Genomic DNA, 12,292 nt, shown 5'->3' on the forward strand with positions numbered 1-12,292 from the left:
TGCCGGGCGGCGGCCCTCGTACCGGGCGTACTCGGGACGTCGGCCGGTGCGCGCAGCGTGGGGCTGGGCCGCCGAATTATTCGGCGGACTTCCGGCGGGGGGCACTAGCCGCCGGAGAACAGCACTACGGAGCTGTGGTGCGGTTCTGGGCCGCCGCCCTCACCAGTGCTGTCATCAGGCGCACGTCCGTCGCCACCTCCTCCGGGTGCCACTGGACGCCGACCACCCACGGGGCGCCCGACCGCTCCACCGCCTCCACCAGGCCGTCGGCGGCGCGGCCGGTCACCACGAGGCCGTCCGCGAGGCGGTCGAGGGCCTGGTGGTGGTGGCAGCGCACCGTCGCCACCGGGCCGAGGGCGGCACCGACGCGGCTGCCCGGTTCCAGCGCCACCTCGACGGTGCCGAAGACACCGGGGGAGGGGTTGTGCCCGGAGTGGCCCACCACGTCGGGCACGTGCTGCACGAGCGTGCCGCCGAGGGCGACGTTGAGGATCTGCGCGCCCCGGCACACGCCCAGGACCGGGATCCCGCGTTCGAGGGCCCGGTGCAGCACGGCGAGCTCGGCGCCGTCCCGATCGGGCCGCGGCGCCCCGGTGCGCGGGTGCGGGGCCGCGCCGTAGCGGTCGGGGCCGACGTCCGGCCCGCCGGCGAGCACGACGGCATCGAGGCGGTCCACCGCGGCCGCGGACTCCGGGACCGGCGGCAGCAGCACCGGCACTCCGCCTGCCGCGATCACGACGTCCGGGTAGGTGCGGGGGAGCAGGACCGACTCGTTGTCCCAGACCCCGTAGCGGGCGTGCTCCCCGTACGCCGTGATCCCGACGACGGGGCGTGGCGGGTCAGAGCCGTTCGAACCCACGCCTGCGCTCCCAGTCGGTCACCGCCGCGTCGTACGCGGCGAGCTCCACGCGCGCGGCGTTGCTGTAATGCTCGACCACCTCGGTGCCGAACGCCGTCTCCGCCACCTTGGACCCGGCGAACAGGTGCGCCGCCTCGCGCAGCGTGGTCGGCACGCGGAGCCCGTCGGCCTGGTAGGCGTTGCCGGCGAACGGCGGGCTGAGCGGGAGCTCGTTCTCGATGCCGTGCAGACCCGCCGCGATCAGCGCCGCCACCGCGAGGTAGGGGTTCACGTCGCCCCCGGGCACCCGGTTCTCCACCCGCAGCGACGGGCCGTGTCCCACCACCCGCAGCGCGCACGTGCGGTTGTCCAGGCCCCACTCGACGGCGGTGGGCGCGAAGCTGCCCTCGGCGTAGCGCTTGTAGGAGTTGATGTTCGGGGCGAAGAGGTAGGTCAGCTCGCGCAGGCAGGCCTGCTGCCCGGCGACGAAGTGCGAGAACAGCGTCGAGAAGCCGTGCTCGCCTTCCCCCGCCGACACCGGCCCGTTCTCGCCGCGCAGCGAGATGTGGATGTGGCAGGAGTTGCCCTCGCGCTGGTCGTACTTGGCCATGAAGGTCAGCGCCATGCCGGCCTGGTCGGCGATCTCCTTGGCACCCGTCTTGTAGATCGAGTGGTTGTCGCAGGTGGTGAGCGCGTCGGCGTAGCGGAACGCGATCTCGTGCTGGCCGAGGTTGCACTCGCCCTTCGCCGACTCGACGACCATCCCCGCCCCGGCCATCCCGTTGCGGATGCGCCGCAGCAGCGGCTCGACCCGGGAGGTGCCGATCATCGAGTAGTCGACGTTGTAGAGGTTGGCCGGCTCGAGGTCGTGGTAGGCCTTGCGCCACGCCGTGTCGAACGAGTCGGCGAACAGCATGAACTCCAGCTCCGTGCCCACGTCGGCGGCGAGCCCGTGCGCGGCGAGCCGGTCGAGCTGGGCGCGCAGGATCTGCCGCGGCGACGCGACGACCGGTGTGCCGTCGGCCCACCGCACGTCGCACAGGACGAGCGCGGTGGCCTCGTGCCACGGCACCAGGCGCAGCGTGGTCATGTCCGGGACGAGCACGAAGTCGCCGTAGCCGCGTTCCCAGCTCGACATGGCGTAGCCGTCGACGGTGTTCATCTCGACGTCGACCGCGAGCAGGTAGTTGCACGCCTCCGCGGCGTGCGGCACGACCTCGTCGAGGAAGTACCGGGCGGCGCACCGCTTGCCCTGCAGGCGGCCCTGCATGTCGGTGAACGCGACGAGGACGGTGTCGATCGCGCCGTCCTCGACCGATGTGCGCAGCTGCTCGAGGGTGAGCATGCCGGGGCGGGCCATGGGAGTCCTTCCGGGTGGAGCGGTTCACGACGAACCGCACTCCCGCCGGAGGTCGACCGGTGGGGAGTGCGGTTCGCCTTGCGGTCGTGCGCCCTTTCTACGCCGACGCGCCGGCGTCGGTGCCGGTGGTGCTCGTCGGCACGGAGCCGTTGGTGGTGGCCTCGCGGCGGAGCTCCTCGAGCAGCTCGGCCCGGAGTTCGGCCTTCAGCTCCGCCTTGAGCTCCTCCTTCAGCTGGGCCCGCAGGTCCGGGTCCGCCTGGGCGGGCTCCGCCTCGGTGGTGACCGGTGCGCCCGCGGCCTCGTCGGCGGTGGCTGCCGCGTCCGCGTCGGCCTCCTCCCCGGCCGCGGCCGGAGCGGCCGAGGAGGACGCCCCACCCTCCTCGTCGGGCCGGTCGCCGGGCTCATCGGCCGTGACGGGCGTCCCGGTGCCCGCGTCGGCGACGGGTTCCTGGGCGGCCTCCGTGGTGGACGGCGTCGCCGCGGCCGGCGCGTCGTCGGTGGCCGCGTCAGCCGCGACGGCCGTGTCGCTCGTGGCCGTGTCTGCCGCGACTGCCGTATCGCTCGTGGCCGTGTCGCTCGTGGCCGTGTCGCTCGTGGCCGTGGCCTCTGCGTCCTCGTCCGCCGGACCGGTGCTGTCCGCGCTCGCCGGGGTCTCCTCCGTCGTCGCACCTTCCGCCGCCGGACCCGGGTCGGCCTCGGCGGCCCCGCTCGTCGCAGTCGGCTCGTCGCCGTCGGCATCCCCGTCCGGCTCGGTCTTCGACGCCGGCTCGGCCTCGGTCTTCGACGCCGGCTCGGCCTCGGTCTTCGACGCCGGCTCGGCCTCGTCGGCCTCGTCGTCCTTCTCCGCGACCGCGACCGCCGTCGCGGTGGCTGCCGCGGCCGTGGCCGCCGTCGCCGCACCGGGGCCGGTGTGGCGGTGCGCCTCAGCGTCGAGCTGCTTCTCGATGCTCTGCAGCTCCTCCTCGCTGCCGGCCTCGCGCACCGGCCCGGTGAACCAGTTGCGGGCCGAGAGCAGGTACCAGCCGCCGAACAGGACGAGCGCGCCGAACACGGTGATCGGGGCGTAGTTCACCGACTCCCAGGAGAAGTCCTCCGCGCCCGGGATGCCCTTGGGCGAGAGCGGCATGAGGAACAGCACGCAGACGAGCGCGATCCACGCCACGGAGACGGGGGCGATCCACTTGTAGTGGTCCCCGAGGCTCCAGGCGCCCTTCTCGAACCTCTCGGCCGCCTTGATGCGCAGGATGATCGGCAGGGCGAAGGCGATGTAGAGGCCGATGACGGCGATCGAGGTGCCGACCGCGTAGCCGACGACGCCGTTGGCGAGCGTGGGGATCATCAGGGCCCAGGCGAGAACCGAGATCGCGGTGACGGCGTTGACCGGCACCCGGTTGGCGGCGACCTTGCGCCAGAGCGTGGAGAACGGCACCGCCCGGTCCCGGGAGAAGGCGAACATCATCCGCGAGGCCGACGTCACCGACGCCGTACCGCAGAAGAGCTGGGCGACCACGGCGATGAACAGCAGGAACTCCGCCCACGTCTCGCCGAGTGACTCGGTCCAGATGTAGACGACCGCGTTGCCGGCGGCGTCGAGGGTGCCCTGCACGTCGGGGACCGCGAACGTCACAGCGACCAGCAGGATGAAGCCGAACACCACGGACACGACGACGGACATCACCATGCCGAGCGCGGAGGCGCGCGACGCCTGCCGCGTCTCCTCGCTCATGTGCGCGGAGGCGTCGTAGCCGGTGATCGTGTACTGCGCCATCAGCAGACCGAGGCCGAAGACGAACACGATGGCCGTGTCGGAGAACCCGGAGTTGTTGATCACCTCGCCGAACACGAACCCGGCGGACTGGTGGTTGTCCGGGATCACGGCCAGGATGCCCACGATCACGACGACGCCGACCATGTGCCACCACGCCGAGACCGTGTTCAGCAGGGCGAGGAGGTTGACGTTGAGCAGGTTGAGCCCGAGCTGCAGCGCGACGATGACCGTCAACGTGATGAAGACGGCCCCGGTGTCGGTGCCGACGGCGTCCGGGAACCACAGGTTCAGCAGAGCCGTTGCGAAGAGTGCGGACCCGTACTGGATGGAGGCGGTGACGGCGATCTGGCCGACCAGGTTGAACCAGCCCGTGAACCAGCCCCACGCGGGCCCGCCGAGCTTGGAAGCCCAGAAGTACAGCGCGCCCGCGGTCGGCATCGAGGAGGCGATCTCGCCCATCGACATGGAGACGAGCACGCAGAAGGCCCCGACGATCAGCCAGCCCCAGGTGATGGCGATCGGGCCACCGTTGTTGAAGGCGATGTAGTACGACGTCAGACAGCCCGCGAGGATCGAGATGATCGTGAACGAGATGGCGAAGTTCGAGAACCCGCCCATCTCCCGGTACAGCACTTGGGCGTAGCCGAGGCGATGCAGGATCGCCTCGTCATCGGTGCGCTGGGCACCCTCGGTGGCGGCCACGGGGGCTCCTCGGAGGTTCAGGGGGGTGGTTCAGGAGGTTGTGGGTCTAGTCGGGTCGGGAGGCCGCCACGAGCAGGTGCTCGAGGTCGGGTCCGTCGAAGGCCGCGACGGCGCGGTCGTACTTCTCCATGCCCCAGGACCAGAAGTCGAAGTCCAGGGGGCTGGAACCGTCCTGTATGGACGCCCAGAGTGTCCAGCCGTACTGCGACATCAGGGCGAACAGGCGCGCCCGCGCGACCTGCCGCGGGCGGCGTCGCCCGTAGTAGGCCGTGACGAGGTCGTCGAGCAGGGGGAGTGGCAGCGTCGCCTCGCTCCAGATGTTGCCCAGCTCGAAACACGGGTCGTTGTTGCCCGAGTACTCGTAGTCGATGATGCGCACCCGCTCGCCGTCGTCGAGGAGGTTCTCGGCGAGGAGGTCGTTGTTGCAGGGCACGGTGTCGGTGCGGGCTCCGAGCGCTTCCCGGATCCGGGCGACGATCGGCGCGAACTCGTCGTAGCGCGCCGGGAGCCGGAAGCCGTGCTCGGCCACGATCCGCCGGTAGCCGGCCTGCACCTCGAACATGTCGAAGTCGTTGACGAACCGGGGCCCCGAGTGCAGCTGCCGGCAGGCGGCGGCGACGCGGTGCAGGACGTCGGGCCGGTGCAGGTCGGCGTCGCTGAGCGTCCGGCCGGGCAGGAAGCCGACGGCGAGACCGTCGCCGGGCCGGTAGTGCAGCACCGGCGCGCCCACCCCGGCCTCGGCGGCGGCCACCGAGTTGGCGTGCTCGACGTCACGATCGATGCCCAGCAGGCTCTTGCCGGCGGCCGGGATCCGCACCACGCACGTGCCGTCGCCGTTGGTGACCTTCAGGTTGCGGTTGGTGAGACCACCAGGCAGATCCACGACGGTGCGGGGGTGTCGCGCGGTGCACGGAATCGTGTCGAGCAGGGCTTCCAGGTCCGGATCGAGCACTGTCGTGGTCAACTCCACTGGGGGATGGTAGAAGTCGCGTCAAATACGGTCTAGACCGTAAGGTGCGGTTCATGCCAGACGTGTTGCCCGGCCGTGCCCGCATCGTGATCATCGGTGGAGGGGTGGGCGGCGCCAGTGTGGCCTACCACCTCGCGGAGCGCGGCGAGCGGGATGTCCTGTTGCTCGAGCGCTCCGAGCTGACCAGCGGATCGACGTTCCACTCGGCGGGCCTCGTCGGGCAGCTGCGCTCGGATCCGGCCCTGACCAGGATGAACGTGTACTCCGCCGAGCTGTACCGCAAGCTCGAGGCCGGGGGTGGGGAGCACGCTCCCGGGTGGGTGGAGTCGGGGTCGTTGCGGCTCGCGTCCTCAGCCGAGCGCCTGGAGGAGATCCGCCGCCAGGCCGGGTGGGCGGCCCGGTCCGGACTGCCCCTGGAGTTGATCTCCGCAGGGGAGGCCCGGGAGCTGTTTCCGCTGATGAGCATGGACGGCGTGCTCGGCGCGGCGTACACGCCGACCGACGGGCACGTCGACCCCTCGCGCCTGTGCTACGCCCTCGCGGCGCTCGCCAGGGCGAACGGAGTCACGATCGCACAACGAAGCCGTGTCGTCGCGATCAATACGACGAATGGCCAGGTCACCGGCGTCCGGACGGACCAGGGCGACGTCGAGTGCGAGGTCGTCGTCGACTGCGGCGGGATGTTCGCGGCCGAGATCGGGCGGCTCGCGGGGGTGCGGATCCCGGTGGTGCCGATGTCGCACCAGTACGTCGTCACGGCGCCGTTGCCGGCCGGCTCGATGCCGGCGGACCGGCCGCTGCCGTCGCTGCGCGACCCCGATCTGCTCGTCTACTACCGCCAGGAGGTCGACGGCCTCGTCATGGGCGGCTACGAGCGGCAGTCGGCGCCGTGGACCGCCACCGCGAGCTCCTACGACGCCGTGCCCGCGGACTTCAACGGCAAGCTGCTCTCCCCGGACTGGGACCGGTTCTCCGAGATCATCGAGAACGCGCAGGTCCGGGTCCCGGCGCTGGTGGACACCGGCATCGTCACGATGATCAACGGCCCGGAGGCGTTCACCCCGGACAACGAGTTCTGCCTCGGCGAGACCGAGGTCGCCGGGTTCTTCGTCGCCGCCGGGTTCTGCGCGCACGGGATCGCCGGTGCAGGCGGGATCGGGCGCGTGATGGCCGACTGGATCCTCGACGGCGATCCGGGCATGGACCTGTGGCACATGGACGTGCGCCGCTTCGGCCGCCACTACCGCTCGCCCGGCTACACCCTCTCCCGCACCGTCGAGAACTACGAGAGCTACTACGACATCCGCTACCCGGCGGCCGAGCGCGCCGCTGGGCGGCCGCTGCGGACCTCGCCCGCCTACCCGTGGCACGCGGCACACGGCGCGGTGTTCGGCGAGAAGGCCGGGTGGGAGCGGGTGAACCACTACTCGGAACCCGGTTCGGAGCAGCTGCGGCCACGCGGTTGGGCCGGCCGGCACTGGTCGCCGTGCGTCGAGCCGGAGCACCGCGCCGTGCGCGAGGCGGCGGGGCTGTTCGACGAGAGCTCCTTCGCGAAGATCTCGATCAGCGGCCCGGACGCGGCCGCCTTCTGCGCGCACGTCTTCGCCGGGCGGGTGGACCGGGCGCCGGGCGCGGTGGTGTACACCCAGGCGTTGAACGACCGCGGCGGCATCGAGATGGACGTCACGGTCACCCGGCTGGCCGCGGACGAGTTCCTCGTGGTCACCGGCACCGCGTTCGGCACGCACGACCTCGGGTGGCTGCGGCGCCGGGCCCGGCTGACGGGTGCGTCGGTGCGGCTGGCCGACGTCACGGGCGCCGAGGCGTGCTTCGGGCTGTGGGGCCCGCAGGCGCGGGACCTGCTCGACCCGCTCACCCCCGTGTCGCTGACGAACGCCGACTTCCCGTTCGGCACGATGCGCGAGACCACCGTGGGCGACGTGCCGGTGCGCGCGGCGCGGGTGACGTTCGTGGGCGAGCTGGGCTGGGAGCTGTACTGCCCCACCGAGTACGGCGCCGCGCTGTGGCGCACGCTCGCCGACACGGGCGTCCGGCCGTGCGGCTACCGGGCGATCGAGAGCCTGCGGCTGGAGAAGGGCTACCGGGTGTGGGGAGCGGACGTGACCCCCGAGACGACGCCCGACGAAGCGGGGCTGGGCTTCGCCGTCCGCCGGAACGGGGAGTTCGTCGGGCGCGCCGCGCTGCTCGCCGCCCGCGAGCGGGGGCCCGCCCGCACGCTGCGCTGCCTCCTGCTCGACGACCCGCGCGCGGTGGCGCTCGGCGGGGAGCCGGTGCGACTGGCCGGCGAGGTGGTGGGGCAGGTGACGTCCGGCGGTTACGGCTACACGGTGGCCCGCTCGATCGCGGACGCCTACCTGCCGGCGGGCACCGCCGAGGGCGCCGAGCTCGACGTGCAGGTGGACGGCACGTGGGAGCAGGCGACGGTGGCCGCGAGCCCGCTCTACGACCCGACGGGCGCGCGCATCCGCGCCTGATTCGATCTTCACCCGGGTGTACTAATTGTAGAGATCACGGGCACCCGGTGTAACAACTCGCGGCCCTGTGGCGACTACCATGCGCTGTTCCCGTGAGCGCGCTTGCCCGAGATCGTCCGCCCACGGTGACACCGGTGTCACCGTGACGTCGTTCCCGGGCTGTCCCGGACCCCGACCACGCGCGCTCCGCTCCCCATCAGCTCAGCCGTGGAGAATGCGGATGCTTCGCTCGGTCTGGAGTTCTGCCATCGATCATGCACCCGGGTCCGGAACCGTGAGGGGCGTCGAGCCACCCGGGCGCGGAGCCCACGAGGGGCCGCGGCACGGGGTCGCCACCCTCCCCGCCGTCGCCGGGGCTCGCGTGCGCCGGGGCGGGCGCGCGCTCCCGATGGAGTCGCTCGTCACCACCACCGCCCGCGCCCGGTGGGGCCACGGCCTGGACGCCGATCCCCGGAGGATCGTCGAGCTGGCCGGGCGGCCGGTGTCGCTCGTCGAGATCGGTGCGGCGCTCGCGGTGCCGCTGGCGGTGGTGCGCGGGATCGTCGGCGACCTCGTCGACGGCGGGTTCCTCGAGGTGCACGCTCCGCCGGGCGGGTGCCCGAGCGCCTCCGTGCTCGCCCGGCTGCTGGACGGCCTGCGTGTCCCCTGACCACAGGCTGCACGAGCCGGTTCCGACCCCGCTGAAGGTCGTGGTGGTGGGCGGGGCCGGTGTCGGCACGACGACGTTCGTGCGGGCCGTGTCGGAGTTCGCGCCGCCGTCCACCGACCGGTACGTCACGGTGGCGCCCGTGGGGGACCTCCCCGCGGGCCGGGCCACCGCCACCACGACGGCGGCGTTGGAGGTCGCCCGGGTCGGCGTCGGCGACTCGCACGTCCTCTACCTGCTCGGCATGCCGGCGCAGGGCCGCTCCTCCATGTGGGACGAGCTCGCGCGGGGCGCCGTCGGCGCAGTGGTGCTGGTCGACCCGCTCCGGATCGAGATCTCCTTCGCGGCCGTGGACTTCGTCGAGAGCCGCGACATCCCGTTCGTCGTGGCCGTGAACGGGTTCCCCGGCGCCGACCGGTTCCGGCCCGCGGACGTCCACGACGCGCTCGGGCTGCGGGGCGACGTGCCGGTGCTGCCGACGGACGCGCGGGTGCGTGGCTCGTGCCTCGCCACGGTGATCCGGCTCGTCGAGCACGCGCTGGACCGCTCGGTGGTGGTGCGGTTCCCCCCGGTCGCGCGGTGAGCCCGGCCGGTCGATGAGCCCGCCCGGTCGATGAGCGCGGTCAGTCGGTGAGGGCCTGCAGCACCTGCTCGCCGTAGCGGGCCAGCTTGGTCTCCCCGACGCCGCTGACCGCGCCCAGCTCGGCGAGCGAGGCCGGGCGCCGGGAGGCGATCTCGCGGAGCGTGGCGTCGTGGAAGATCACGTAGGCGGGCACGCCCTGCTCCTTGGCGGTGGCGCCGCGCCACGTCCGGAGGCGCTCGAACAGCGGGGCCGCCTCGGGGGCGAGTGCCGGCTGCGCCGCCGAAGATCCGGCCGGCCGGGCCCGGCGGGCCTGGCGCTGCGGGTCGCGTCGCAACATCACCTGCTGCTCGCCGCGCAGCACGGGGCGGCTCTCCTCGGTGAGCACGAACGTCTGGTGCCGCGGTTCGACCGCGAGCAGCCCGCGGGCCACGAGCTGGCGCAGCACCGTGCGCCACTCGCCCTCGCCGAGCTCCGTGCCGATCCCGAAGACGGTGAGCGAGTGGTGGTCGAACTGCTCGACCTTGGCCGTGCGCCGCCCCAGCAGGATGTCGATGATCTGCCCGGCACCGAACTTCTGCCGCCGCTCGCGGTCGAGCCGGAACACCGTGGAGAGGATCTTCTGGGCCGCCACCGTGCCGTCCCAGGACTCGGGCTGCACCAGGCAGGTGTCGCAGTTGCCGCACGGGGGTGCACCCCGCTGACCGAAGTAGGCGAGCAGCTGCGTGCGGCGGCACTCGACGGTCTCGCAGAGCGCGAGCATCGCGTCCAGGTGCTGGGCCAGCTTGCGGCGGTGGTCGCGGTCGCCGTCGGACTCCTCGATCATCTTCCGCTGCTGGACGACGTCGGCGAGCCCGTAGGCGAGCCACGCGGTGGACGGCAGCCCGTCGCGACCCGCGCGGCCGGTCTCCTGGTAGTAGCCCTCGACGGACTTGGGCAGGTCGAGGTGGGCCACGAAGCGCACGTCGGGCTTGTCGATGCCCATGCCGAAGGCGATCGTGGCCACGACGATCACGCCGTCCTCGCGCAGGAACCGCGCCTGGTTGGCCGCGCGGGTGCCCGCGTCGAGCCCGGCGTGGTACGGCAGTGCGACCAGGCCCTGGGCCGCCAGGAACTCGGCGGTGCGCTCCACGGAGTTGCGGGACAGGCAGTAGACGATGCCGGCGTCGCCCGCGTGCTCGGTGCGGATGAGGTCGAGCAGCTGGCGGCGCGGCTCGTCCTTCGGCGCGATCCGGTACTGGATGTTCGGTCGGTCGAAGCTCGCGACGAAGTGCCGCGCCCGCTCCCCCGGGCGCAGGTCGAGACGCTGCGCGATCTCGGCGTGCGTGGCCTCGGTGGCGGTGGCCGTGAGCGCGATGCGGGGCACGTCGGGCCAGCGCTCGTGCAGCTCGGAAAGCGCCAGGTAGTCGGGCCGGAAGTCGTGGCCCCACTGCGCGACGCAGTGGGCCTCGTCGATCGCGAAGAGCGCGACCCGGCCGCGGTCGAGGAGGCTCATGGTGGACGGGACGCGCAGCCGCTCGGGGGCGAGGTAGAGCAGGTCGAGCTCACCGGAGAGGAAGGCCCGCTCGGTGTCGCGGCGCTCCTCGAGGGTCTGGGTGGAGTTGAGGAACCCGGCGCGCACGCCCAACGCCCGCAGCGCGTCGACCTGGTCCTGCATCAGCGCGATGAGCGGGGACACCACCACGCCGACGCCCGCGCGCACCAGCGCCGGGATCTGGTAGCACAGCGACTTCCCGCCACCGGTGGGCATCAGGACCAGCGCGTCGCCGCCGCCGCAGACGTGCTCGATGATCTCCGCCTGCTGGCCGCGGAACGACTCGTAGCCGAAGACCCGGCGCAGGACGTCGAGCGGAGCTGCCGCACTGGACTCGGGGGCGGGATCTGCGGTCCGGGCATCGGGCACCCGGCGATCGTAGGGGCACCGTCCGACGGCGCGGGCCCGAACCGGACGGCCCGGGGCGAGAGATCGAGGGGCGGTGCCGCTCGCACACCGGTCGTGGTGCCGGCACACCGACTGCAGTTGCGGTGCGGGCGCCGGCGTCGGTGCGTGACGTCCGCGTCGGGGTGGCTCGTTCAGGGCTTGCGGGCCACCGCGCCGTACATCGCGATGTCCGCGTCGGCGATCGGGGCGGTCCCGCGCTGCGGCCGCCACTTGTGGATCTGCACGATCCCGGGGTCGAGGATCTCGAGCCCGGCGAAGAACTTCTCGGCCTGGGCCTTCGAGCGCCACCGGACCGTCTCGCCGTACGCCTCGTACACGTGCTGGACCTGTGCGAGGGGGACGGGGGCGAAGTCGTCGGTGGCGATGGACGCGCCCACGAAGCTGCCCGGCGCCAGCGCATCGACCAGCCGCTGCACGACCTGGTGCGCGAGGTCGTCCTCCGCGATGAAGTGCAGGACCGCGATGAGGGTGAGGCCGACGGGCTCGCCGAGGTCGAGGGTGGCGCGCAGCTGTGGGGCGTTCAGGACGGTGTCCGGTTCGCGCATGTCGGCGCAGACGTAGGCGGTGCGGCCCTCCGGTGTGCTGGTCATGCGCGCCCTGGCGTGGGCGAGCACCGTCGGGTCGCTGTCGACGTAGACGATCCGGGCGTCCGGCGCGACCGCCTGCACGACCTCGTGGAGGTTGGGCGAGGTGGGGATGCCGGTGCCGATGTCGAGGAACTGGCGCACGCCCCGCTCGGCGAGGTGGCGGGCGACCCGGTGCATGAAGCTCCGGTTCTCCGACATGTGCACGCGCAGCGCGGGCCAGAGCCGCAGCGACGCGTCACCGGCCGCCCGGTCGACGGCGTAGTTGTCCTTGCCTCCGAGGATGTAGTCGTAGATGCGGGCGCCATGGGCGCGGTCGATCGCCAGGTCCATCGCGCTGTCGTCCCGGTGCTCCTCGTCGAGTGGTCTCGGAGATCCTATGCGCTCCGCACGTCCCGGCCGCGCCG

Annotated in this window: 9 protein-coding genes; 3 read left to right on the plus strand and 6 right to left on the minus strand. The window is 72.6% G+C overall.

The annotated features are described in order from the left end of the window. Positions 1 to 124: 124 nt before the first annotated feature. From ABEA81_RS09070 to ABEA81_RS09085, 4 genes are all read right to left on the minus strand, one after another. Positions 125 to 859: a gamma-glutamyl-gamma-aminobutyrate hydrolase family protein gene (locus ABEA81_RS09070; protein ID WP_345604428.1), complete on the minus strand. Its 735-nt coding sequence runs from the start codon at positions 857 to 859 to the stop codon at positions 125 to 127. Beyond that, a complete protein-coding gene (locus ABEA81_RS09075) occupies positions 840 to 2,183 on the minus strand; it encodes a glutamine synthetase family protein (RefSeq protein WP_425570497.1) in 1,344 nt (447 codons plus the stop codon). Before ABEA81_RS09075 ends, ABEA81_RS09070 begins: the two co-directional genes overlap by 20 nt. Positions 2,184 to 2,295: 112 nt before the next feature. Continuing rightward, entirely contained in the window at positions 2,296 to 4,668 is a 2,373-nt protein-coding gene (locus ABEA81_RS09080; RefSeq protein WP_345604430.1) for an amino acid permease, read from the minus strand. Positions 4,669 to 4,714: 46 nt separating this feature from the next. Beyond that, positions 4,715 to 5,638, minus strand: a complete 924-nt coding sequence (locus ABEA81_RS09085; protein WP_345604431.1) for a phosphotransferase — start codon at positions 5,636 to 5,638, stop codon at positions 4,715 to 4,717. A 53-nt stretch (positions 5,639 to 5,691) separates the two neighbouring features. Here ABEA81_RS09085 and ABEA81_RS09090 point away from each other — a divergent pair, with 53 nt between their 5' ends. The 3 genes from ABEA81_RS09090 (at position 5,692) to ABEA81_RS09100 (ending at position 9,362) form a co-directional block, all read left to right on the plus strand. Then, the gene (locus ABEA81_RS09090; protein WP_345604432.1) at positions 5,692 to 8,133 is read left to right on the plus strand and encodes a GcvT family protein; all 2,442 of its coding nucleotides are present in this window, start codon (positions 5,692 to 5,694) and stop codon (positions 8,131 to 8,133) included. 274 nt (positions 8,134 to 8,407) lie between these two features. Then, on the plus strand, positions 8,408 to 8,782 hold the full coding sequence (locus tag ABEA81_RS09095) for a DUF742 domain-containing protein (RefSeq protein WP_345604433.1): 375 nt from the start codon (positions 8,408 to 8,410) through the stop codon (positions 8,780 to 8,782). Continuing rightward, entirely contained in the window at positions 8,772 to 9,362 is a 591-nt protein-coding gene (locus tag ABEA81_RS09100) for a GTP-binding protein (RefSeq protein WP_345604434.1), read from the plus strand. The genes ABEA81_RS09095 and ABEA81_RS09100 overlap by 11 nt, the downstream gene beginning before the upstream one ends. Before the next feature lie 40 nt (positions 9,363 to 9,402). On the opposite strand, the gene recQ is transcribed toward ABEA81_RS09100, so the two are convergent. Both recQ and ABEA81_RS09110 read right to left on the minus strand, forming a co-directional pair. Next, entirely contained in the window at positions 9,403 to 11,262 is a 1,860-nt protein-coding gene (gene recQ, locus ABEA81_RS09105) for a DNA helicase RecQ (protein ID WP_345604436.1), read from the minus strand. 170 nt (positions 11,263 to 11,432) lie between these two features. After that, complete coding sequence (locus ABEA81_RS09110; protein WP_345604437.1) at positions 11,433 to 12,218, minus strand: SAM-dependent methyltransferase; 786 nt, start codon at positions 12,216 to 12,218, stop codon at positions 11,433 to 11,435. Between the last annotated feature and the right edge of the window lie 74 nt (positions 12,219 to 12,292).

The sequence above is a fragment of the Pseudonocardia adelaidensis genome, assembly GCF_039543345.1.
GTDB classification, from domain to species: domain Bacteria; phylum Actinomycetota; class Actinomycetes; order Mycobacteriales; family Pseudonocardiaceae; genus Pseudonocardia; species Pseudonocardia adelaidensis.